This window comes from Pseudomonas sp. B22129 (assembly GCF_044218875.1).
GTDB lineage: Bacteria > Pseudomonadota > Gammaproteobacteria > Pseudomonadales > Pseudomonadaceae > Aquipseudomonas.
The window spans coordinates 4,394,859-4,418,098 of the sequence record NZ_CP162592.1 but is presented as its reverse complement, the minus strand read 5'-3'; the positions used below and the strand labels follow the sequence as shown (position 1 = coordinate 4,418,098).

General features: G+C 62.1%; 16 protein-coding genes. 15 read left to right on the top strand and 1 reads right to left on the bottom strand.

Annotated features, from left to right (window positions below):
* Nucleotides 1–192 precede the first annotated feature (192 nt).
* The 4 genes from AB4P94_RS20360 (at nt 193) to AB4P94_RS20345 (ending at nt 3,867) form a co-directional block, all read left to right on the top strand.
* Nucleotides 193–1,518 carry a C4-dicarboxylate transporter DctA gene (locus AB4P94_RS20360; RefSeq protein WP_395611367.1) on the top strand — a complete coding sequence of 442 codons (1,326 nt, stop codon included), beginning with the start codon at nt 193–195 and terminating at the stop codon, nt 1,516–1,518.
* Nucleotides 1,519–1,688: 170 nt separating this feature from the next.
* Entirely contained in the window at nt 1,689–2,390 is a 702-nt protein-coding gene (locus AB4P94_RS20355) for a FadR/GntR family transcriptional regulator (RefSeq protein WP_395607129.1), read from the top strand.
* Between the two features lie 18 nt (nt 2,391–2,408).
* Nucleotides 2,409–3,104 carry a GntR family transcriptional regulator gene (locus tag AB4P94_RS20350; protein WP_395607128.1) on the top strand — a complete coding sequence of 232 codons (696 nt, stop codon included), beginning with the start codon at nt 2,409–2,411 and terminating at the stop codon, nt 3,102–3,104.
* Between the two features lie 79 nt (nt 3,105–3,183).
* On the top strand, nt 3,184–3,867 hold the full coding sequence (locus tag AB4P94_RS20345) for a hypothetical protein (protein WP_395607127.1): 684 nt from the start codon (nt 3,184–3,186) through the stop codon (nt 3,865–3,867).
* 226 nt (nt 3,868–4,093) lie between these two features.
* Here the strand turns inward: AB4P94_RS20345 and AB4P94_RS20340 are convergent, their stop codons facing one another.
* On the bottom strand, nt 4,094–8,962 hold the full coding sequence (locus tag AB4P94_RS20340; RefSeq protein ID WP_395607126.1) for an NAD-glutamate dehydrogenase: 4,869 nt from the start codon (nt 8,960–8,962) through the stop codon (nt 4,094–4,096).
* Nucleotides 8,963–9,452: 490 nt separating this feature from the next.
* Between AB4P94_RS20340 and AB4P94_RS20335 the strand changes: the two genes are divergently transcribed.
* The 11 genes from AB4P94_RS20335 (at nt 9,453) to AB4P94_RS20285 (ending at nt 23,188) form a co-directional block, all read left to right on the top strand.
* Nucleotides 9,453–9,806, top strand: a complete 354-nt coding sequence (locus AB4P94_RS20335; protein ID WP_395607125.1) for a hypothetical protein — start codon at nt 9,453–9,455, stop codon at nt 9,804–9,806.
* Between the two features lie 210 nt (nt 9,807–10,016).
* Entirely contained in the window at nt 10,017–10,976 is a 960-nt protein-coding gene (locus tag AB4P94_RS20330; protein ID WP_003174327.1) for a MoxR family ATPase, read from the top strand.
* Between the two features lie 5 nt (nt 10,977–10,981).
* Entirely contained in the window at nt 10,982–11,914 is a 933-nt protein-coding gene (locus AB4P94_RS20325; RefSeq protein WP_395607124.1) for a DUF58 domain-containing protein, read from the top strand.
* Nucleotides 11,911–12,405 carry a DUF4381 domain-containing protein gene (locus AB4P94_RS20320; RefSeq protein ID WP_395607123.1) on the top strand — a complete coding sequence of 165 codons (495 nt, stop codon included), beginning with the start codon at nt 11,911–11,913 and terminating at the stop codon, nt 12,403–12,405. The genes AB4P94_RS20325 and AB4P94_RS20320 overlap by 4 nt, the downstream gene beginning before the upstream one ends.
* On the top strand, nt 12,398–13,486 hold the full coding sequence (locus tag AB4P94_RS20315) for a vWA domain-containing protein (RefSeq protein WP_395607122.1): 1,089 nt from the start codon (nt 12,398–12,400) through the stop codon (nt 13,484–13,486). The genes AB4P94_RS20320 and AB4P94_RS20315 overlap by 8 nt, the downstream gene beginning before the upstream one ends.
* Entirely contained in the window at nt 13,483–15,222 is a 1,740-nt protein-coding gene (locus tag AB4P94_RS20310; protein WP_395607121.1) for a tetratricopeptide repeat protein, read from the top strand. The genes AB4P94_RS20315 and AB4P94_RS20310 overlap by 4 nt, the downstream gene beginning before the upstream one ends.
* On the top strand, nt 15,219–16,859 hold the full coding sequence (locus tag AB4P94_RS20305; protein WP_395607120.1) for a BatD family protein: 1,641 nt from the start codon (nt 15,219–15,221) through the stop codon (nt 16,857–16,859). Before AB4P94_RS20310 ends, AB4P94_RS20305 begins: the two co-directional genes overlap by 4 nt.
* A 455-nt stretch (nt 16,860–17,314) precedes the next feature.
* The gene (locus AB4P94_RS20300) at nt 17,315–17,548 is read left to right on the top strand and encodes a DUF6124 family protein (protein ID WP_395607119.1); all 234 of its coding nucleotides are present in this window, start codon (nt 17,315–17,317) and stop codon (nt 17,546–17,548) included.
* 173 nt (nt 17,549–17,721) lie between these two features.
* Nucleotides 17,722–18,963, top strand: coding sequence for an exonuclease SbcCD subunit D C-terminal domain-containing protein (locus AB4P94_RS20295; protein WP_395607118.1), 1,242 nt, complete (start codon nt 17,722–17,724; stop codon nt 18,961–18,963).
* The gene (locus tag AB4P94_RS20290; protein ID WP_395607117.1) at nt 18,960–22,598 is read left to right on the top strand and encodes an AAA family ATPase; all 3,639 of its coding nucleotides are present in this window, start codon (nt 18,960–18,962) and stop codon (nt 22,596–22,598) included. The genes AB4P94_RS20295 and AB4P94_RS20290 overlap by 4 nt, the downstream gene beginning before the upstream one ends.
* Nucleotides 22,595–23,188, top strand: coding sequence for a glutathione S-transferase (locus AB4P94_RS20285; protein WP_395607116.1), 594 nt, complete (start codon nt 22,595–22,597; stop codon nt 23,186–23,188). The genes AB4P94_RS20290 and AB4P94_RS20285 overlap by 4 nt, the downstream gene beginning before the upstream one ends.
* Nucleotides 23,189–23,240: the final 52 nt, after the last annotated feature.

The following is a 23,240-nucleotide window of genomic DNA, read 5'->3' as shown; positions in this document are numbered from 1 at the left end:
GATGATAAGCGAAAAAAAATGCGCCCCGCCAACCGCTCAAGCATCGCCCTTCGCGACCAACTGGTCAGACCGGGACCTGGCAACCGGTGAATATTTACTTGTGGTTTGAAAAAACCCCAGCGTAGACTGGCCCCGCACTGGACTTACCGGTAAGACCACAACAATTAAGCCCTGGAACCACCAGGGCACCGAATAGAGATCCCTCCCATGCTCAGATGGTGCTCGCGTTCGATTTTCCTGCAAGTCGTGATTGGCCTGATGCTCGGCATCATCTGCGGCCTGGCCCTTCCCGAATTCTCCTCGCAACTCAAACCCCTGGGTGACGGCTTTATCAAGCTGATCAAAATGCTGATTGGCCTGATCGTGTTTTGCGTGGTGGTCAGCGGCATATCCGGCGCCGGCGACCTGAAAAAAGTCGGGCGTATCGGCCTCAAGTCCGTTATCTACTTTGAAGTGCTCACCACTGTCGCACTGGTGATCGGCCTGATCATGGCTTTCAGCACCGGCATCGGCCAAGGCGCCAATATTCACCTGGAGCAACTGTCCTCCGCCGGCCTCAATGAACTGGCTGACAAGGGCCAGCACATTCGCGGCACCAGCCAGTTCCTGATGGACCTGATCCCCAACTCGGTAATCGGCGCCTTTGCCGACAACAACGTGCTGCAAGTGCTGCTGTTCTCGGTGCTGTTCGGCAGCGCGCTGAACCTGGTGGGCGAAGCGGCTTCGGGCATTTCGCGGCTGATCAACGAGCTGAGCCACGTGATCTTTCGCATCATGGGCATGATCGTACGCCTGGCGCCCATCGGCGTGTTTGGCGCCATCGCGTTTACCACCAGCACTTACGGCCTGGATTCGCTGCAACACCTGGGCAGCCTGGTGGGCCTGTTCTACCTGACCTGCTTTGCGTTTGTGGGCTTGATCCTGGGCCTGGTGATGCGTCTCTCCGGCCTGCGCATGCTGCCGCTGCTCAAATACCTGCGTGAAGAACTGCTGATCGTGATGGGTACCGCCTCCTCCGACGCGGTGCTGCCACAGATCATGCGTAAACTCGAACACTTGGGAATTGGCAGCTCCACCGTGGGCCTGGTGATTCCAACCGGTTACTCGTTCAACCTCGACGGTTTCTCGATCTACCTGACCCTGGCCATCGTGTTTATCGCCAACGCCACCGGCACGCCGCTGTCGATGACGGACTTGCTGACCATTCTGCTGGTGTCGTTGATCACCTCCAAGGGGGCCCACGGTATCCCGGGATCGGCGCTGGTGATTCTGGCGGCGACACTCACCGCGATCCCGGCCATTCCGGTGGTGGGCCTGGTGCTGGTGCTGGCGGTGGATTGGTTCATGGGCATTGGTCGCGCGCTGACCAACCTGATAGGCAACTGCGTGGCCACCGTCGCCATTGCCCGCTGGGAGAAAGACATCGACCTGCAACGCGCCAACAAGGTGCTCGACGGCCAGCAAGGCTATGCCTTCCAGGCCAAGAAGCCAGTGTTGCCGGCGCATCAGGAGTTCTGAATTCTTTGTATGAGCGACATCGATCAAATGTGGGAGCGGGCTTGCTCGCGAAAGCGCTGGGTCAGTCACAGACGTATTGACTGAATGACCGCATTCGCGAGCAAGCCCGCTCCCACAGTTAAGAGTCGCCATGCTCACGACCGTATTTGCACCATCAAGGAGACGCAGACGTGATCAGCACCTCAACCGTCGTCAATTCAGTGGTAGAAAAACTGCGCGCCGCCTTGGCGCGCGGCCAGTGGCGCCGGGGCGAAATGCTGCCCGGCCAGCGTGAACTGGCCGAACAGATGGGCATCAGCCGCCCCAGCCTGCGCGAAGCCGTGATCGTGCTGGAAACCCTCGGCCTGGTGCGTTCCATGCCCGGCAAAGGTGTGGTGGTGCTGGAAGCCAGTGTGACCGAGCCGCAATCGAGCGACGCCGTCGCCGACGCCAGCCTCGAAGACATCCTGCAACTGCGCTACACCCTCGAACCCTTCATCGTCGGCCTGGTGGCCCAATCCATCAGCAGCAAAGAAGTCGGCCAACTGCGCCTGACCTTGATGGACATGCGCGAAGCCCTCGACGCCGAGGATGCCGAAGCCGGCATGAACGCCTACATCGGCTTTCATGAAGAGTTGTTCGCCCTGACCTCCAACCCTATCTTCCAGAACGTGGTGCAGCAAACCAGCAACGCGCTCAAACAAAGCGCCCAGGTGCTGCGCAACTCGCCGGAACACCTGGCCGAACGCCTGCAGGAAAACGAAGCCGTGGTCCGCGCCATCCGCAACAAGAACAGCGCCCTGGCCAGCGCCGAAATGCGTCGGCACATTCTTCAGGAAGGCCTGCGCATGGGTATTCGCTTGAACATCCCGGACGACCATCTGGGCAGCTGATTTTTTTGGAGACCGGCCATGACCGCCCACGCCCAGCAACGTAACGCTGTCACCGCCACCCTGCCCGCCATGCGCCTGGTGGCTGGCAAAAAGCCCTCGGTGGACGACATCTACCCACGCTTGTTCGACGCCATTCTCGAGCAACGCATTGCGCCGTCCAGCCGCTTTACCGAAGAAAGCCTGGGCGACACCTTTGGCGTGAGCCGTAGCGTGATTCGTCGTGTATTGGCCAAGCTGTCGCATCAGCAAGTGATTATTCTGCGGCCCAACCAGCGTGCCCAGGTGGCGTCGCCGGATGCGCAGCAGACGCGGCAGATCCTCGAAGCGCGGCGAATGACCGAGATTACTGTTGTGCAACTGGCCTGTACCCAGGCCACACCGGTGCAGATCCGCCAATTGCGCGAGCTGATCGGCCGCGAGCGGGACTGCATCGAACGCGACCAGCGCGGCCCGGCGATCCGGTTGTCGGGGGAGTTTCACCTGCACTTGGCCGCAATTGCCGGGAATGCACCGCTGGCGCAGTTTCTCAACAGCCTGGTGCCGCTCACATCACTGGTCATTGCCCAGTTTGAAGCGAAAGCCTGCACCTATTGCGCGTGGCAAGAGCACATGGCGATTGTCGAGGCCGTCGAACAACGGGACTCAGCCACCGCAATAGCGCTGATGACCCAACACCTGGACCACCTGGAAAGCAAATTGCTGAAACACCACTGATTCCCAGGTGACTACAGCTCCCACACCAGCGCCAAAGCGGACTACCGTATAGACAGCGTAATCGCGATCAAGGTGCGTATTGGCTGACAGAGCAGGCCGGCTGAAATTTGCACAATGTGGGCTTTTCATAAAGCCTCACACACGGACGAATACCTCAATGCAAGCCTTGGCCTTTACGCTGATAGCCGCTCTTTTCACCCCCTTTGCGCAGGCGGGTAATGAGTCGACAGCCACTCAAATCATCACGCCAGCGCACCCGGTATGGTTGCTTGAACGGCCCTACCCGGACGGCCCGATGCTGACAGCCCGTACTTTTGGTGACAGCGCTTACGGCGACTTCCACACCAACGCCAACCTGGAAATCAGCTGTCACCCGCAGAATCCGGCAGCCAGCCTCACCCTGCACATCTCACCGCAATCGCTGGGCTTCGACAGCGACCCGTTTGAAGGCCCGGATGCCAGTGCAAACGGTCCGTTACGTATTACCGCAGGAACACGCGCGGCCATCGAAGTTTCGGCCAATGGTGTTTGGACCCATGGTGGGGTGTTTCAGGTCGGTACGATCTTTGCGCTCAATGCCGACATACCGCGAGCCGAGCTGGCTTACTGGGCCAGTGGCGCCTCACGGGGGCAAACACTGACAGTGTCGTTGGCACCCGCTCTTGCCGGCGGCAAACCGTTGACCGCAACGTTCACGCTGCCGAAAAACAACAACACATTGAAAACAGCCATCCAGCCTTGCCTGAGCACCGCCGCACCTTAGCGGAGGGAAACAAACTGTGGGCGCTGGCTTGCCGGGTCGCCGCATCGCTGCAATGGCGGCGGGTCAGCCAATCATTTATCTACTGATAAACCGCTATCGCAGGCAAGCCAGCTCCCACCTTTGATCTTCATCGCCCGCGGACGCGTGCCATCTCTGTTTGATAAACAGTGTTCCAACAAAAAGCCCCCGCATCTCACGATACGGGGGCTTTTGTTTTACTGAAGGGTCAAGCCGGCTGCAACACCGACTGACCGCTCAACGCCAGGTCCAGCAACTCACGGTTGGCCACCGCGTACATGGCGTAGTCCGTGCCGACCGCAGCACGGATTTCCACCATCATCGCCACCCAACGATCGGCCATGTCCTTGTGCTGCTCAAGCCACAGGGCCACGCGGGCTTCCATGTCTTGTGGCGCGTCGGCCATTTGCAGTACAGAGATGGTGATCGCGCGTTGCTGCCAGTCCACGTCGTCGCGGAAGGCTTCGCGGGCCTGGGCCTGCCAGTTGTTGGCCACCGGCAGATCGCTGATCTGCTGCAGATACCATGGCAAGTCCAGCGCACTGCCAACAGCGAAGTAGGCTTTAGCCACTTCGGCAGCGTCATGCCCGGTCACGTCGGCGGCTTCGATGATCGGCAGCAAGGTATACAGGTGCGTAGTCCCTGCAACCATGCGCGCCAACAGCTCAGGCACACCGGCTTCGGTGTATTTGCCGTAGCGGTTCTGCCAGCCTTCGCGGGTCGGGCCTTCCAGCAGTTCGTCGAGCTTGAGGCCCAACGCCGCCAGGTGCGGACCGAAATGCGCGGTGTCACGGCCAGCATCCTGCTCGTTGCGACGGCTGCGCAGGAACCAGCGCGTGGCCCGGCGACCCAGGCGCATCAACTCGTCCATCAGCTCCAGTTGCACGTCAGCGGAAACCTGGTGGTCCAGGGCTTCTATTTGGCGGAACCAGTGCGGGAGGTGGAAGATGTCACGCACGATCACATAAGCGCCAGCAACGTTCGCGGGACTCATGCCCGTAGACTCCTTGAGCCGTTGAACGAAGGTAATGCCCATGTGGTTGACCAGGTCGTTGGCTATCTGGGTGCTGACGATCTCGCGCTTCAGACGGTGACGGCGCATGGCCTCGCCGAACTTGGCGACCAGGCTCGGCGGGAACGCGGTTTCCATGTCACGGGTCAGGTATTCGTCGTCCGGCACCAGCGACTTGAGCAGCGCTTCCTTGAGGTCGATCTTGCTGTACGAGATCAGCACCGACAGCTCCGGACGGGTCAGGCCCTTGCCGGTCGCGGCGCGCTCGGTGAGCTGCTCCTCGGTCGGCAGGTACTCGATGGCGCGGTCCAGCTTGCCACGGCCTTCCAGGTCGCTCATCAGGCGTTTGTACTCGGCAGCACGCTCGTAGGCACGGCGCGCGGCCAGGGACAGGGCCTGGGTCTGCTTGTAGTTGTTGCCCAACACCAGGTTGCCGACTTCGTCGGTCATGCTCGCCAGCAACTGGTTGCGCTGCTTGTCGGTCATGTCACCGGCCTGCACCACTTCGTTGAGCAGGATCTTGATGTTCACTTCGTGGTCGGAGCAGTCCACGCCACCGGCGTTGTCGATGAAGTCGGTGTTGGAACCGCCGCCATTGAGGCCGAATTCCACACGACCCAGTTGGGTCATGCCGAGGTTACCGCCCTCGCCCACCACCTTGCAGCGCAGCTCGTTGCCGTTGACGCGCAGCGCGTCGTTGGCCTTGTCGCCCACGTCGGCGTGGCTTTCGCTGCTGGCCTTGACGTAAGTACCAATGCCGCCGTTCCACAACAGGTCCACCGGCGCCTTGAGCAAGGCGTTCAGCAGTTCGGTCGGGGTCAGCTTGTCGGCCGCGATGTCGAAGCGCTCTTTCATCTGTGGCGAGATGGCAATGCTTTTCGCGCTGCGCGAGAAGATACCGCCGCCTTCAGACATGATGCTGGTGTCGTAGTCGGTCCAGGCCGAACGCGGCAGCTCGAACATGCGCTGGCGCTCGACGAAGCTGGTGGCCGGGTTCGGGTTTGGATCGATGAAGATATGCAGATGGTTGAAGGCCGCGACCAGTTGCAGCTTGTCGGACATCAACAAGCCGTTACCGAACACGTCACCGGCCATGTCGCCGACGCCCACCACCGTGATGCTGTCTTCCTGCACGTTGATGCCGCGCTCACGGAAGTGACGCTGCACGCCGACCCACGCGCCCTTGGCGGTGATGCCCATTTTCTTGTGGTCGTAACCGGCGGAACCACCGGACGCGAACGCGTCACCCAGCCAGAAACCGTAGTCGATGGCAATGCCGTTGGCGATGTCGGAGAAGGTCGCAGTGCCCTTGTCCGCTGCAACGACCAGGTACGGATCATCGTCGTCATGGCGCACGACGTTGGCCGGTGGCACCAGGGCGCCGTCTTTCAGGTTGTCGGTGATGTCCAACAGGCCCGAAATGAAGATGCGGTAGCAGGCGATGCCCTCGGCCGCGATTTCATCACGGGTGCCGCCCAACGGCAGGCGACGCGGCAGGAAGCCGCCCTTCGCACCCACTGGCACGATGACCGAGTTCTTCACTTGCTGGGCTTTCACCAGGCCGAGCACTTCAGTGCGGAAGTCTTCTTCACGGTCGGACCAGCGCAGGCCGCCACGGGCGACGTTGCCAAAGCGCAAATGCACGCCTTCAACACGCGGCGAATACACGAAGATTTCAAACTTCGGCACCGGCTTGGGCAGCTCGGGAATCGCATGCGGGTTGAACTTGAAGCTGAAGTACGACTTGTTCTGACCGTTGGCGTCGGTCTGGTAGAAGTTGGTGCGCAGGGTGGCCTTGATCAGGTCCAGGTAGCGACGCAGGATGCGGTCTTCGTTGAGCACCTGAACGTCGTCCAGTGCCGTGAGAATCGCTTGTTCCAGGCGTTGCTGCTTGTCTTCCAGGTCGTCGGCGGTGAGCTTGCGCGCCAGGTAGAAGCGGGTCTTGAACAACCGGGTCAACTCGCGGGCGATGTCGGTGTGGTTGTTCAGGGTGCTGGCGATGTAACCCAGGTCAAAGCCCAGGCGGATCTGCTTCAGGTAGCGTGCATAGGCACGCAGCAGCGCCACGTCGCGCCACGGCAGGCCGGCGGTCAGCACGAGGCGGTTGAACGCATCGTTTTCGGCGTCGCCATGCACGATGTGCACGAACGCGTCCTGCAGGGTGTCGTTGAGCTGCTGGATGTCCAGGTTCACGCCTTCGGCGGCGATGAACGCAAAATCATGGATCCAGAACTCACGGCCATTGGCGTGACGCAGGCGATACGGGAACTCACCCAGCACACGCAGGCCGAGGTTTTCCAGGATCGGCAGCACGTCGGACAGCGCCAGCGGGGTGTCCGCGTGGTAGAGCTTGCAGTGCAGCTCGCGCTGGCCGGACACCTGGCCCAGCGGCTGATAGAAACTCATCACCAGCGGATTGGCTTCGGTCAGGCTGTTGAGGTGCTGCATGTCGACCACCGCCGAATGCGCCGCGAAACGCTCGCGGTAGCCGGCCGGGAAGCCTTTCGGGAAGTCGGCCAGCACGTTGGTGCCTTGGGCTTCGCCGAAGCTTTCCACCACCAGGCTGGCGTAGTCGTCCTGCCAGCTGCGGCAAGCCTGCACCACTTCTTTTTCCAGTTGCAGCGGGTCGATGTCCAGGCGGTTCTTCGGGTCTACCCGCAGAATCAGTTGTACACGGGCCAGCACGGACTCGGAGAAGAAGGTCCAGAACTCGCAGTCCGAGGCTTTCAGGCGGTCCATCAGCACTTGCTGGATCTTCTGGCGCACTTCGGTGGAATAGATGTCGCGCGGCACGTAGGCCAGGCAGTAGCAGAAACGGCCGTACGGGTCTTTGCGCAGGAACACGCGGATCTTGTTGCGTTCCTGGATCTGCACGATCGACATCACGGTGCTGAACAGCTCGTCGACCGGGGTCTGGAACAGGTCGTCACGCGGCAGCACTTCAACGACTTGAGCCAGCTCTTTGCCCAGGTGAGCCTTGGCCTGGAAGCCAGAGCGACGCTCGATTTCCGCGACCTTGCGGCGGATGTAAGGAATCACCCGCACGCTTTCGCCGTACACCGACGAGGTGTACAGGCCCATGAAACGGTGTTCTTTAATGACCTTGCCGTCGGCGCTGATCTCACGGATCGACACGTAGTCCGGGTAAGCCGGGCGGTGTACGCGGCTTGGGTGCGCAGCCTTGGCGAACGACAGCACGGTCGGTTCACGCAGGTAGGCCACGGCGTAGTCTTCGATGCGGGTGTCTTCGGCAGTGAGGCCGGCACGCAGCAACTTGGTCAGGCCGAGGAACGAACCGGCGTCATATTCGATATGCCCGCCATCCGCCTCGTCACGTACCACAAACTCTTCATAGCCGAGGAAGGTGAAGTGGTTGCCCACCAGCCATTCCAGGAAGCTCTTGATCTCGGCTTTTTCTTCGCCGTCGATCACGAACTGGCTGGCGTCGATACCGGCCAGCAGGTCCTGGACCTTGGCTTTCATCGGTTCGAAATCGGCCACGGCCACGCGCACTTCGCCCAGTACCTGCTCAAGCTCTTTGCTCAGCACGTTCAATTCGGCGGCGTTGGCGCAGCGGTCAATTTCCAGGTACATCAGCGATTCTTGCTGAATGCCTTCGCCCTGGGTGCCTTTGGGCAGGATTTCCAGCAACTCGCCCTTCTTGCCACGGCGCACGCTGAGCACGGTGGTTTGCAAGGTATGGATGCTGTAGCCACGGCGGTTCAGCTCGGTGCGCACCGAGTCCACCAGAAAGGGCAGGTCATGGTGCAGCACTTCGACCGCGGTGTGGGTCGACTGCCAGCCATGACGTTCGTAATCGGGGTTGTAGACCCGCACTTGCGGTTGGGTGTGATCAAAGCGCTCAAGCAGGCGCCAGGCAGAAAGGGTGCAACCGGCCAGGTCGGAGAGGCGACGTTGGGTCAGTTCGTCGAGAGAAATGATGCCGAAAAATTGTTCCGCGAACAGCGCCACTTGTGGCAGTGCCTGTTCACTGATGTGCTGCGCCAGTGCCGCTTGCAGTTGGTGCTGGAAGTCGGCCTTGCTGGCTGCGGTGAAGAACGCCATCTGTGGTACTCCGCTTGGGCTTGTTATTGATGAAAGCGTCGCGTGTTATCCCCTTGCGGGGAGACCGTCAGCTCTGTTCGCCAGTGAAGATAAAAGCACAATAGCGAATCGGAGTGACAGGTGGGTGAAGCTGCAAGAGACAGTCAGGTCACATACAACGTCCACGGGATGCGCACCTTGCCGGGTGACGATACGACGGGCAGGTCAGGCGCCTGGCACAGGGCACATCCGTTGCGCAGCTTAACGAGTGTAGGAAGACCGCTGCTTGCGACGCTGCGACATATTCGGTCATCGGTACGCAGGCTGGGGGTTGCGACTTGGGCAACCCGGATTTTCCGACAGAAAAACCAGCTATTTCCGAGCCTGCGAGTACCAGAAATGACTGATACAGCCCGTCAGGTCATGCACTGGGTCTGACACAGGATGCAGCACAAAATTCGCCGCAGTGGCACAATTGCTGCGCTGCGCTCTCCCCCAGACAGGATTACCCATGCTGCAACTGAACACCGACGCACTGATGGCCACCCCGTGCGATGACGAAGAAGACAACATGGCCATGCTCTGCTGCCACGGTAAAAACGGCGAGATGTTCATGCTCACCCGTTACCCGGACGAAGATGAAGTGGAACTGACCTGGGACTACGAGCCATCGACCCTGGACGGGCTGAAAGTCACCTTGGGCAACACCACACTGCTGGTGGAGCTGGCGGCCGGCGATGCCGACGCGCTGGGCGGCAAGGACCAATTGCAAATCACCCACAGCACCGCGGCGGCGGATTTGGCTGAAGTTGAAGAAACCCTGCAGAACATTCTCAAAGGCACCGGCACCTTCATCCGGATCTGAATGCACCGAAGATCAAATGTGGGAGCCAGCTCCCACATGAATAGAGCAAGACCAGGCGCAATCTGTGCACTCCACACAAAATTCCTACAAGTTTTGCCAAAAATACCCCCCACGCCGTTAGTCGCCACCCCCCGCGATGGATTAAAGTAGGCCCCCCAGGCCCGGCGTTTTTTTCAGCGTTCGGGCTCATCTCTCCAGGAACCGTCATCGATGGAACATCGTGAAGCGCTGCTTGCGCTGCGAACCTTTCTTTCCACGCAGATTCTCGGCCAGGAAAAACTCATCGATCGCCTGCTGATCGCCCTGCTCGCCGACGGCCACATGCTGGTCGAAGGCGCGCCGGGGCTGGCCAAGACCAAGGCCATCAAAGAGCTCGCAGAAGGCATTGAAGCGCAATTCCATCGTATCCAGTTCACCCCCGACCTGTTGCCCGCCGACATCACCGGCACCGAGATCTATCGCCCGGAAACCGGCAGCTTCGTGTTCCAGCAAGGCCCGATCTTTCACAACCTGGTGCTGGCGGACGAAATCAACCGTGCCCCGGCCAAGGTGCAATCCGCGCTGCTGGAGGCCATGGCCGAGCGCCAGGTCAGTGTCGGGCGCAGCACCTACGACCTGTCGCCGCTGTTCCTGGTCATGGCCACGCAAAACCCCATCGAGCAGGAAGGCACCTACCCGTTGCCCGAAGCCCAGCTCGACCGCTTCCTGATGCACGTCAAAATCGGTTTCCCGGACGCCGCCGTCGAACGCCGCATCCTGCAACAGGCCCGCGGCGAAGCGCTCAACGGAGAAACCAAGCCCGAGCGCCGCGTCAGCCAGCAAGCCATTTTCGCCGCGCGCAAGGAAATCCTCGGCCTGTACATGGCCGACGCGGTGGAGGAATACCTGGTGCAACTGGTCATGGCCACCCGCACCCCGGCCAAGTTCGACCCGGAAATGGCCGAGTGGATCGCCTACGGCGCCAGCCCGCGCGGCTCCATCGCCCTTGACCGCTGCGCGCGTGCCCACGCCTGGCTGGCCGGTCGCGATTTCGTCAGCCCGGAAGATATTCAGGCGGTGCTGTTCGACGTGCTGCGCCACCGCATCATTCTGTCGTTTGAGGCAGAAGCCGCCGGCATTGACCAGGACCGCGTGGTGCAACGCATTCTTGACGTCGTTGCCGTCGCTTGAACCCTATGAATGCCAGCGATGGAATCCGCGTCACGCTCAGCGAACTGATTGAGATGCGCCACCGCGTGCGCGAAGTGCAGCTGTTTTCCACGCCCAGCCAGCGCAGCCCACTGATTGGCCTGCACCATTCCAAGCTGCGCGGGCGTGGCGTCGATTTCGACCAGGTGCGCGTGTACCAGGCCGGCGACGATGTGCGCACCATCGACTGGCGCGTGACCGCACGCACCCAGGAGCCGCATACCAAGCTGTTCCATGAAGAACGCGAACGGCCGATTTTCATCATGGTCGAGCAAAGCTGCCGGCTGTTTTTCGGCTCTGGAAAGATGTTCAAGTCAGTGCTGGCGGCGCAGGCCGCCAGCTTGATCGGCTGGGCGGCGTTGGGGCATAACGACCGTGTCGGCGGGCTGGTCTTTGGCGACAGCGAGCACTACGAAATCAAACCCCGGCGCAGCAAGCAAAGCCTGCTGCAACTGCTCAACCGGCTGGTGCGGGTCAACCAGAGCCTGAACACCGAAAGCCGCCCCGAGGCCGACGCCTTGGGCATGGCCCTGCGCCGTGCCCGCGAAGTGCTGCGCCCCGGTAGCCTGGTGATCGTGATTGGCGACGAGCGCGCCCTGACCGAAGGTGCCGAGCAGCAGTTGAGCTTGCTGTCGCGCCATTGTGACCTGTTGCTGCTGCCGATCTCCGACCCGCTCGACCACGCCCTGCCCGCTGCCGGGCTGCTGCGCTTTGCGCAAAGAGGCGCCCAGCTGGAACTGGACACGCTGAACCTCGATCTGCGCCAGGCCTACAAAGCCCAGGCCGAAGCGCGTATCGCCCGCTGGGAACTGCTCGCACAGAAACTGCGGATTCTGCTGATGCCGTTGAGCACCCAAGGCGAAATGGTCGAGCAACTGCGCGAATACCTCAACCCGCAACGCCCGGTCAAAAAGCAATGAGCAGCCTCGACCAGTTGCAACCGTTGATCGCCCCGCCGTCGATCGGCTTCTGGCCGCCTGCACCGGGCTGGTGGCTGTTGCTGCTGGTGATTCCGCTGGTGGGCTGGGGCCTGTGGTGGCTGCGGCGCTTTTTGCCCAAACGCCAGCCGGTGGCCCGCGCCGAACAGCCGCTGGACCCGCTGCGCATCGCCGCCCTGGCCGAACTGGCGTTGATGCCCAAACCCTACGATGGCGCCCCCGCCGGTGCCTGGCTGCAACAGCTCAATGGCCTGCTCAAACGCCTGTGCCGCAACGACTACCCCTACAGCCAGAGCCACACCCTCAACGGCCGCAAATGGCTGGCATTCCTCGACAACCGCTGCCCGGCGGCGGGCCTTACGCGCTGGATGGTGCTGGTGGAAGGCGCCTACAAGCCTGAGTGCAAACTCGACGACAAGGCCATCGCCGGCTTGACCCAAGCCGTCGACACCTGGATCCGCAAACATGTTTGAGTTCGCCTGGCCGTGGATCTTCGCCCTGCTGCCCTTGCCCTGGTTGATGCGGCTGGTGCTGCCGGTGGCGGACAGCGGTGAACCCGCGCTGAAAGTCAGCTACCTCACCGACCTCGAAGGCCTCGCCCGCCGCCGCGCCCGCGCCAACCTGCCGGGTTGGCGCCAACAAGCGCCATTCGTGGTGCTGTGGCTACTGCTGTTGACCGCCGCCGCGCGCCCGGAATGGCTCGGCGAGCCTCTGCCGATTGCCGCCAGTGGCCGCGACTTGCTGGTGGCGGTGGATGTGTCCGGCTCCATGGACTTTCCCGACATGCACTGGCAAGACGACGACGTCAGCCGCCTGAGCCTGGTACAACACTTGCTCGGCGACTTCCTTGAGAGCCGCGAAGGCGACCGCGTGGGCCTGATCCTGTTCGGCAGCCAGGCCTACCTGCAAGCGCCGCTGACCTTCGACCGGCGCACCGTGCGCACCTGGCTGGATGAGGCGCGTATTGGCATTGCCGGTAAAAACACCGCCATCGGCGATGCGATTGGCCTGGCGCTCAAACGCCTGCGCCAGCGCCCGGCGCAAAGCCGCGTGCTGATCCTGGTCACCGACGGCGCCAATAACGCCGGGCAGATCGACCCGCTGACCGCCGCGCGTTTGGCCGCTGAAGAAGGCGTGAAGATCTACCCGATCGGCATCGGCGCCGACCCCGAGCAAACCGGCTCGCTGGGTATTCTCGGCGTGAACCCGAGCCTGGACCTGGACGAACCGGCACTCAAGGCCATCGCTGACGCCACCGGTGGCCGCTACTTCCGTGCCCGCGACGGCGACGAGCTGGAAAAAATCAAGGAAACCCTCGATCAGCTCGAACCCGTAGCGCAGCAACCCACCCAGGCCCGCCCGGCCCAAGCGCTGTACAGCGCCCCGCTGGCCCTGGCATTGATCTTGAGCATGTTGCTGGTGATCCAGGAACGCTGGCCGAACAACGCCTTGCAACGCGCCTTCAACAGGCTGTCGTCCAAGGGGATTTTCCTGCAGCAGCACCCGGAATGGCGCCAGCGCCTCAAACGTCTGCGTTTGCGGAGGCGTCGATGAGCGACCTGTGGCCTTACCTGTTCCGCCCCGGTTGGCTATTGCTGCTGCCGCTGCTCGGCTGGCTGCTCTGGCACTTGTGGCACCGGCAAAAACGCGCGGGGCGCTGGCAGATGATTTTGCCGCCGGCCTTTCATGCCGTGCTGCTCAGTGGCGGCAATGGCCGCGAGAGCAAATCACCGTGGGTGGTGCTGGGCATCGCCTGGCTGCTGGCGGTATTGGCGCTGCTCGGCCCAAGCTGGCAAAGGGTTGAACAGTCCAGCCAGAAGCCGTCCGACCCGGTGGTGGTGCTGTTGGAGCTGACCCCGGAAATGCTCGCCACCGACAGCCCGCCCAACCGCCTGGAGCAGGCACGACGCAAGCTCTACGACCTGCTGCAAGCGCGGGATAACGCGCCAACCGCCATTGTTGTGTATGCCGGCAGCGCCCACACGCTGGTGCCGCTCTCTGACGACCTGGCCACCAGCCGCAACCTGCTGGAAGCCTTGCGCCCCTCGATCATGCCCGAGCCCGGCCACCGCGCCGATCTGGCAGTGGAAAAGGCCATGGGCCTGCTCAAGCAAGGCGGCCTCGGCCAGGGCCGTTTGTTGCTGGTGGGCTCCTCGCTGTCCAAACAGGAGCGCCAGGGCATCCGCCTGCAACTGCAAGGTGCCCAGGCCCCCACCTTGTCGATCCTCGGCATCGGCAGCCGTGAAGGCACGCCGGTGACCCAGGAAAGCGGTGAGTTCCTCAAAGACGAACAAGGCGCGATCCTCGTGCCGCGCCTCGACAGCCCGACGCTCAAGGCCTTCGCCAGCGAAATGGGCGGCCGCTACCGCGCAGCGCGCCTGGACGACAAAGACCTGCGCCAACTCAACCTGCTCGACGGCCCGCAAAATCTGCGCAACGACGGCCAATTGCTGCACCTCGACACCTGGGCCGACCAGGGCTACTGGCTGCTGCTGCCCTTGCTGCTGCTGGCCGCCTGTGCCGGGCGCCGCGGCTGGCTGTTTTGCCTGCCATTGTTATTGCTCGGTGCGCCGCAACCGAGCTATGCCTTTGAGCTTCAGGACCTGTGGCTGCGCCCCGACCAGCAGGGCCAGTACCTGCTCAAGCACAAGCGCCCGGCCGAAGCCGCCGAACACTTCGAAGACCCGCAATGGCAAGGCGTGGCGCTGTACGAGGCCGGCAACTATGCCGAAGCCATCAAGCGCTTTGCCCAGGGCAATGACGCCTACGCTCACTACAATCGAGGTAATGCCCTGGCCAGGTCAGGCGAGTTGGAAGCCGCAGTCGACGCCTACGAACAGGCGCTGGAAGCCCAGCCCGACCTGCAGCCGGCCTTGAAGAACAAGGCGCTGGTGGAGAAAATCCTGCAGGAAAAGGCTGCGCCCGAACCGGCCAAGCCTGTCAAAAATGAGGATGACGAAACCACCCAACCCGGCCAAACTGCGCAACCGGGTGCGAGTGGGCAAAACAGTACCGGTGGCGAACAGTCGGAACAGGGCCAGGGCGAAGCCGGCAAAGGCGACACCCAGACGAATGCCACGCCGCAACCGGGCGGCAATGAAGTGCCGGGCAGCGAATTAGGCGACGAACAAACCACCACGCCGCCTTTGCGCCCCGCCGATGCGAACATCGACGGCGAACACCGCCAAGCCCTGGAGCAATGGCTGCGGGAGATTCCGGACAACCCCGGCGAGCTGCTGCGGCGCAAATTCTGGTATGAACAGCAACAACATCAGGACAAGACTCGATGAGCCGCCGCACCACCCTTCTGCTTCTGCTCGCGTTATCGGCAGGCCACGCCCAGGCGGCGAACCTGACCGCCAGCGTCGACCGCAGCCGCCTCAATTCCGGGGAAACGGTGGAACTGACGGTGGAATCCAGCGACGTCACCCAGTTTGGCAAACCCGACCTGTCACCCCTGGATGCGCAATTCGAAGTCAGCGGCACGCGCCAGATCAACCAGCTCACCACCCTGGGCGGCGATAACCATGCCACCACGCGCTGGATCATCACCCTGCTGCCCAGGGAAAACGGCACGGTGGTGATTCCGCCGCTGCAAGTGGGCGAGCTCAAGACCCAGCCCATCAGCCTGCAAGTGGTCGAAACGGCGAGCCAGAACACCAGCGCCGAGCTGGCGCCGGTGTTCATCGAAACCAGCCTCGACCAGAGCAGCGTGTACGTGCAGGCTCAGGCACTGTTGACTGTGCGCGTGTACCACTCGGTGTCGCTGTACGACGACAGCAGCCTCACGCCGCTGCAAATTCCCGATGCGCGCATCGAGCAACTGGGCGAGTCGCGCACCTATGAAAAAGTCATCAACAGTATTCGCCATGGCGTGATCGAAACCCGCTACGCGATCTACCCGCAGCACAGCGGTGCGTTGGTGATTCCGGCGCAAACCTTCAGCGCCACGCTGGTGGAATCGCGCCCGCCCCAGGAAAACACCTTGCAGGGCACCAAGCCGGGCAAGTTGATTCACGTCAGTTCTGCCGAATTGCCGCTGACGGTCAAGGCCAAACCCGCGATCTACCCCGCCGACGCCCCCTGGATACCCGCGCGCAGCCTGACCCTCAGCGAAGCCTGGAACCCCGAGCCGGACCACGTGCAGGTTGGCGATTCGCTGACCCGCAGCCTCACGGTCACGGCCGAAGGCCTGTCCAGTGCGCAACTGCCGGCCCTGCCCAGCAGCGATATCAATGGCCTGCGCCGCTACCCCGACCAGCCGGTGCTCGGCAATCAGAACAACGACCGGGGCCTGATCGGCAGCCGTGAAGATCGCGAAGCCTTGGTGCCCACCCGCGCCGGCGCCGTGGAACTGCCGGCGGTGGAAGTGGTGTGGTGGAACACTCACGAAGATCACCTGGAACGCACCAACCTGCCCGCGCGCACCCTGCAAGTGGCCACCAACCCGAGCCTGGTGGTGGACACTCCGGCTACGCCCACGGTGATCACCGCGCCGGACGACAACCGCCTGTGGCTGTGGCAACTCAGCACCCTGCTGCTGGCCTGTACCACCCTGCTCGGCTTCAGCCTGTGGTGGCGCGCCCGTCGCCAACCGGCCGTGCAACGCGCCGCACAAACCGGCCCGAGCCCACGCACCTTGCTCGACGACCTCAAGCGCGCCACCCAGGCCAACGACCCCCAAGCCACGCGCCAGGCCCTCGATGCGTGGGCGCGGCAACAGCCGGAAACCCTGGCGGATATGGCGGCGCGCTTTGTGCCGCTATCCGACGCCCTGGACGGCCTCAACGGCGCGCTCTACAGCGAAAGCGGGCACTTCTGGCTGGGCGAAGACCTGTGGCGCGCGGTCAAGGCCATCCCGGTGGCCGAGCGCGAGCAAGACCCGGCGACCGACACCACCAGTTTGCCGCCGCTGTATCCCAAGTAACCCGACTCTCTGACACCCCACAAAACCCCTGTGGGAGCTGGCTTGCCTGCGATGCAGCCACCTCGGTTTTTCAGCCAAACTGAGGTGATGCCATCGCAGGCAAGCCAGCTCCCACACTTGGTCGGTATTGTCTGGGCGACATGCATTGTTAAAGGCCAGCAATCCCTATCCCTTTAATTTGCAGGAAGTTTCCTAGACAATCCCACGGCCTTGCGCCTGCTGACTTCACTGGCTAGCCTTCGCTCCGTCGCTGCATATCAGCGATCGGGTGTGGAAACCTGGAAATTAGTAGGCGTCATGATCGTATGCAAACGCTCAATGGCGGCTGTACGCGGGCAGACTTCGGTCTGGCCGAGTCCTACTACTCGGATTTCCACCCCGCGTATGGCTGCCACCTAATTTGTCGCGTGGAAACGACATCAGGATGGCTCCCCAACTTAGTAGGAGTTTCATTCATGAACAAAATCGTCCCAGACCCACCCGCCTCCTTCACCGTTCACCACGACCTCAGTTTCGAAGACGCCCTGATCCAAATCTGCGACCTGCTGCGCTGTGCCGCCGCCACAGCTGCCGGCACAACCCAGGCGCTGACTGACGAGCAACGCCACCTGGCCGGCGCCACCGAACACCTGATCGACAACGCCAGACTCCTCGCCGACCGCGCACTGAACTGCCTGCACACCGCCTAACCCCTGTGGGAGCGGGCTTGCTCGCGAAGGCGGTGTGTCAGAAACAGATGTGTTGACTGACACACCGCCTTCGCGAGCAAGCCCGCTCCCACAGTTGATCTGTGTCGTCTGACGTACTGCATCCGCTTTACAGGTAAACTCCCCTCCTTTTCATCTCTTCCACGGAGTTCGCCTTGCGTCTGTTTCACACCTCCGACTGGCACCTTGGGCAAAACCTGCATGGCCAGGAACGCGACTTCGAACACGCCTGTTTTCTTGAGTGGCTGCTCGGCCAATTAAAGGCCGAACAGCCGGATGCGCTGCTGATCGCCGGCGATATTTTCGACACGGTCAACCCGCCGCTCAAGGCCCAGGAGCGCCTGTATGACTTCATCATCAGCGCCCACGAACAGAACCCGAAACTCACCATTGTGATGATCGCCGGCAACCATGACTCCGGCTCGCGCATCGAACTGCCTGCGCCGTTGATGCGCCGCTTGCGCACCCACGCGCTCGGCCGTGTGCTGTGGCTGGATGATGGCCAGCTGGATGCCGAACGCCTGTTGATTCCGCTACCTGACGCCAAAGGCAAGATCGCCGGCTGGTGCCTGGCACTGCCATTTTTGCGCCCGGCCGAAGTGACCGGCGCGCAGTTGGGTGACGACTACCTGCTTGGCATTGGCCAGGTGCATGAGAAGCTGATTGCCGCCGCCAATGCCAAACGCAAGAAAGGCCAGGCGCTGATTGCCGTCAGCCACGCGCACATGGCCGGCGGGTCGGTGTCGGAAGACTCCGAACGCAGCCTGATCATCGGCAATGCCGAGGCGTTGCCCGCCAAGCTCTTTGATAGAACCGTCAGCTACGTGGCCCTCGGCCATTTGCACAAGCCGCAAAAGGTCAACGGCGAGGAACGTATTCGCTACAGCGGCTCACCCATTCCACTGTCGTTTTCCGAAATCGGCTACAAGCACCAGATTCTCGACGTGACGTTCCAGGGCCAATCCCTGGTGGGTGTCGAACCGATCCTGATTCCGCGCTCGGTCGACTTGCAACGCCTGGAAGCCGCGCCCTTGGCGGATATTCTGAAGCAGCTTGCCGAACTGCCCGACATCGACCTACTCGCCGAAACCCAACGCCACCCGTGGCTGGAAGTACGCGTACGCCTCGACGAACCGCAACCCGACCTGCGCCAGCAAATCGAAAGCGCCCTGCAAGGCAAGGCCGTGCGCCTGGTGCGCATCGCCGCCGAATACGCAGGCAAACGAGGTGGCGAAGACGACAACGAAGACCGCCTGATCGAACTCGACCAGCTCACGCCCCAGGAATTGTTCAGCCGCGCCTGGCAGGACAGTTATGGCAGCGAAGTGGACGAACAAACCCTGAAGGATTTCGCCGTACTGCTTCAGGAAGTGCAACAGGAGGGCGAACAGCCATGAAGATTCTCGCCATCCGCCTGAAGAACCTGGCCTCCCTGGCTGGCCCGTTTGAAATCGACTTTACCGCCGAACCCTTGGCCAGCGCCGGGCTGTTCGCGATTACCGGCCCGACCGGCGCCGGTAAAAGTACCCTGCTCGATGCGCTGTGCCTGGCCTTGTTCGGCGCTGTGCCGCGTCTGGACGACACCGGCCAGGCCAAGATGCCGGACGCCGACAGCGACATTTCCATTGGTGACCCGCGTACCTTGTTGCGCCGTGGTACGGGCGGCGGTTATGCCGAGGTGGATTTTGTCGGCGTCAATGGTCACCGTTACCGCGCACGCTGGGAGGCCAACCGCGCCCGCGACAAGGCCGGCGGCAAGCTGCAAAACAGCCGGCAAAGCCTGACGGATCTCGACAGCGACCAACTGCTCGCCAGCCAGAAGACCGAATACAAGACGCAGCTGGAACTGGCCCTGGGCCTGAACTTCGAGCAATTCACCCGTGCGGTGTTGCTGGCGCAAAGCGAGTTCAGTGCGTTCCTCAAAGCCAACGACAACGAGCGTAGTGAACTCCTGGAAAAGCTCACCGACACGGCGCTTTACACCCAGTTGGGCCGCCGCGCGTTCGACAAGGCCAAAGACGCCAAGGACGCCCACAAGCAACTACAAGACCAGGCGAGCGGCGTGACGCCAATGGCCGCCGAAGCCCGCGCCGAGCTGGATCAGCAACTGGCGCAGGCGCAGCAGCAATTCAAGCGCCAGCAAGCGCAGCTTAAACAGCTGGAGACGCAATACACCTGGCTCAAGGAACTGCGTGAATGGCAGGAGCGCCAACTCAGCGCCGCCGAACAGCTGCAACTGGCCCGGCAACACTGGGAAAGCCAGGGCCCGCAACGTCAGGACTTGAGCCGGCTGGACCATTTGGCGCCACAGCGGCATCAGTTTGCGCGCCAGGCCGAGGTCGCCGCATTGCTGACGCCGCTCGCCGAGCAGATTCAACAACACATCGAGCAACAAACCACGCTGCACTCGCGCCAGGAGCAGGCGCAGCAGCAGCAATCCGCTGCGCAAACGGCACTGGCCGACGCCCTGAAAAACCAGGCCGATGCTGCCCCATTGCTGCGTCAGGCCTTTGAAGAACACAACACCCTCGCCCACCTGACCAAAGAACTGGCCAAGCGCAGCGAGGACAGCCAACGACAGGAAACTGCTTGCGCTGAAGGCCAGGCTTTACTCAAAAGCTTGCAGGACAAGCAAACCGAAGTGGCCGAGCGCCTGCAACGTCTGGCCGCCGAGCTGGAACGCAGCGCCGTACTCGCGCCGCTGAGCGACGCCTGGACCGCCTACCGCGAGCGCCTGCAACAATTGATGTTGGTCGGCAACCGCCTGAACAAGGGCCAGGCCGAGCTGCCGCAACTGGAGCAACGCGCAACGGCCGCTGCCGAGCAGTTCACCCAACAACGCGATGCGCTGGCCCTGCTGTATCAGGAAGCCGGTGCCGAACCCCATGCCGTGGCCGAGCAGATTCAATTGCTCGCCAGCCTCTTGCAGGACAATCGCAAGCAGCAGCGTGGGTTTGAAGACCTCACGCGCTTGTGGGACAGCCAGCAGCAACTCGATCAACGAGCCGCCCTGATCGCGCAAAAACTGGCAGATGCCGCCCAGCAACGGGAAAAACTCAACGGCAATGGCCTGCAAACCAAAGCCGAGCTGACGGTTGCCGAACAAACCCTGACGGTGACCAAGCAGCTGCTGGAACGCCAGCGCCTGGCGCGCAGTGCCAGCGTCGAAGAATTGCGTGAACAATTGCAGGACGACCAGCCCTGCCCGGTGTGCGGCAGCCATGAGCATCCGTACCACCAGCCAGAAGCGCTGCTGCAAAGCCTTGGCCGCCACGACGAAAGCGAAGAAGCCAACGCACAAAAAACCGTCGATACGCTTAAGGAAAAACTCACCGAATTGCGCGGTGAAGTCGGCGGTTTGATCGCCCAGCAGAAGGAGTTCCTGCAACAGCAAGAACAGCTAGCGATTCAGCAGCAGGGCCTGACGCCCAGCCTGGAAGCGCACCCACTGTCAGCGTCGCTGTTCAATCAGGACGCCGCCCAGCGCAGCGCCTGGCTGGCCCAGCAACTCAGCCAGCTCACGCAAAGCATCACCCAGGACGAACACCGCCAGGGCGCCCTGCTCAACCTGCAACAAAACGCCGGGCGTTTGCAGCAGCAACTGCAAGCGGCGCAGGAGGCCAGCGGGCAAGCGCGCCAATTGCTGGTGGACCAGCAACGCGAACTGGCCAACGACCGCGAGCGCCTCGAAGAAGAACTCAGCGCCTTCGCCAACCTGTTGCCGGCCGACACGCTGGACGGCTTGCGCAGCGACCCGGCCAACACCTTCATGGCACTGGACCAGCAGGTCAGCCAGCGCCGCGAGCAGCTGGATCGCCAACGCGAGGAGCTGGAAGAACAGCAGCAACGCCAGCAAACCCTCGACAAAGAGCTAGGCAATCAGCAGCATCGCCAGCAACAACGGGACGCTGCGCAACTCGCCGTGACCGAACTGGCCACGCAGCAACAGGCGGTACAGGCAACACTCGGCGCCCTGCTCGGCCAACACCTCAGCGCCGAACACTGGCAGCAACAGCTCGACGCCGCCGTGGCGCAATCACGCCAGAGCGAAACCGATGCTAACGGGCAATTGCAGGAAATCCGTAATACGCTGATCCAGCTGGCTGCCGACCTCAAGGCCCTGCAGGAACGCCAACACGCGCTGCACGCCGAGCAACAGACCCTCGACACGCGCCTCAACGAGTGGCGCGCCCAGCACCCGGAGCTGGACAGCAACGGGCTCGAGCGCCTGCTGGCCTTTGATGACACGCAAGTCACCGAATTGCGCCAGCAGTTGCACGGCAGCGAAAAAGCCGTCGAGCAAGCCAGGGTTCTGTTGCAGGAACGCGAACAGCGCCTCGCCGAGCATCATGCCCAGCACAATGGCGGGCTGGAAGCCGAGCAACTGGATGGCGAACTCGCGACGCTCAATCAGCAACTGGCCGAAGGCGAGAAACTGGTTATCGAGTTGCGCGCCCGCCAGTCCGAAGACCAGCGCCGTCAAGACGCCAACCATGCGCTGGCCGGGCAAATCACCCAAGCGTACGAGCAATGGCAGCGCTGGGCACGGCTCAATGCGCTGATCGGCTCGGCCTCCGGCGACACCTTCCGCAAGATCGCCCAGGCCTACAACCTTGACTTGCTGGTGCACCACGCCAACGTGCAATTGCGCCAACTGGTTCGCCGCTACCGTCTCAAGCGCGGCGGCAGTATGTTGGGCCTGCTGGTGCTGGACACGGAAATGGGCGACGAATTGCGTTCAGTCCATTCGTTGTCGGGTGGCGAGACGTTCCTGGTGTCGCTGGCCCTGGCATTGGGCCTGGCGTCGATGGCGTCCAGCACGTTGAAGATCGAGTCGCTGTTTATCGACGAAGGCTTCGGCAGCCTCGACCCTGAATCGCTGCAACTGGCCATGGACGCTCTTGACGGCCTGCAAGCCCAGGGCCGCAAGGTGGCGGTAATTTCCCATGTGCAGGAAATGCACGAGCGGATTCCGGTGCAGATTCAGGTCAAGCGTCAGGGCAATGGCTTGAGCACGCTGGAGGTCAAGTGAGTGAAGCGCTGCTGTATTCGTTCAGGCGTTGCCCGTATGCGATGCGGGCGCGCTTGGCGCTGCGCTATTCAGGCGTGCCGGTGCAGATCGTCGAGGTGAGCCTCAAAGCCAAGCCAGCCGAGATGCTGGCGCTGTCGCCCAAGGGTACGGTGCCGGTGCTCTGCGTCGAGGGCCGGGTGATTGAAGAAAGCCTGGAAATCATGCACTGGGCGTTGGCACAGCACGACCCTGATGACTGGTTGCTGCGGGGTGACCCGAGAGTGGCGGAACTGATCGCCGAGAACGATCAGGTGTTCAAACATCACTTGAATCGATACAAGTACGCCGAACGCTACCCGGAGCAACCGATGGAACATTATCGGGCCGAGGGCGAGGTGTTTTTGCACAAGCTCGACGGTTTGTTGGCCGAGCGCGATTACCTGTTGGCCAACCACCTGACCCTGGCGGATGCTGCACTGGCGCCCTTCGTGCGTCAGTATGCCCATGTGGATCGAGTGTGGTTTGCCGGTACTTCGTATAAACGGTTACAGGTTTGGCTTGAGCGCTTTCTGGAATCGCCGCTGTTTGTTGCGGTAATGGCGAAATCCTGAAGCAGAACACAAATCAAAATGTGGGAGCGGGCTTGCTCGCGAATACGCCGTG

What these genes read in the sequence shown, in the direction of transcription:
- AB4P94_RS20290 (WP_395607117.1), top strand. Translation starts at nt 18,960, where the DNA reads ATGAAGATTCTCGCCATCCGCCTGAAGAACCTGGCCTCCCTGGCTGGC.
- AB4P94_RS20320 (WP_395607123.1), top strand. Translation starts at nt 11,911, where the DNA reads ATGAGCAGCCTCGACCAGTTGCAACCGTTGATCGCCCCGCCGTCGATC.
- AB4P94_RS20325 (WP_395607124.1), top strand. Translation starts at nt 10,982, where the DNA reads ATGAATGCCAGCGATGGAATCCGCGTCACGCTCAGCGAACTGATTGAG.
- AB4P94_RS20350 (WP_395607128.1), top strand. Translation starts at nt 2,409, where the DNA reads ATGACCGCCCACGCCCAGCAACGTAACGCTGTCACCGCCACCCTGCCC.
- AB4P94_RS20315 (WP_395607122.1), top strand. Translation starts at nt 12,398, where the DNA reads ATGTTTGAGTTCGCCTGGCCGTGGATCTTCGCCCTGCTGCCCTTGCCC.
- AB4P94_RS20335 (WP_395607125.1), top strand. Translation starts at nt 9,453, where the DNA reads ATGCTGCAACTGAACACCGACGCACTGATGGCCACCCCGTGCGATGAC.
- AB4P94_RS20310 (WP_395607121.1), top strand. Translation starts at nt 13,483, where the DNA reads ATGAGCGACCTGTGGCCTTACCTGTTCCGCCCCGGTTGGCTATTGCTG.
- AB4P94_RS20330 (WP_003174327.1), top strand. Translation starts at nt 10,017, where the DNA reads ATGGAACATCGTGAAGCGCTGCTTGCGCTGCGAACCTTTCTTTCCACG.
- AB4P94_RS20305 (WP_395607120.1), top strand. Translation starts at nt 15,219, where the DNA reads ATGAGCCGCCGCACCACCCTTCTGCTTCTGCTCGCGTTATCGGCAGGC.
- AB4P94_RS20300 (WP_395607119.1), top strand. Translation starts at nt 17,315, where the DNA reads ATGAACAAAATCGTCCCAGACCCACCCGCCTCCTTCACCGTTCACCAC.
- AB4P94_RS20340 (WP_395607126.1), bottom strand. Translation starts at nt 8,962, where the DNA reads ATGGCGTTCTTCACCGCAGCCAGCAAGGCCGACTTCCAGCACCAACTG.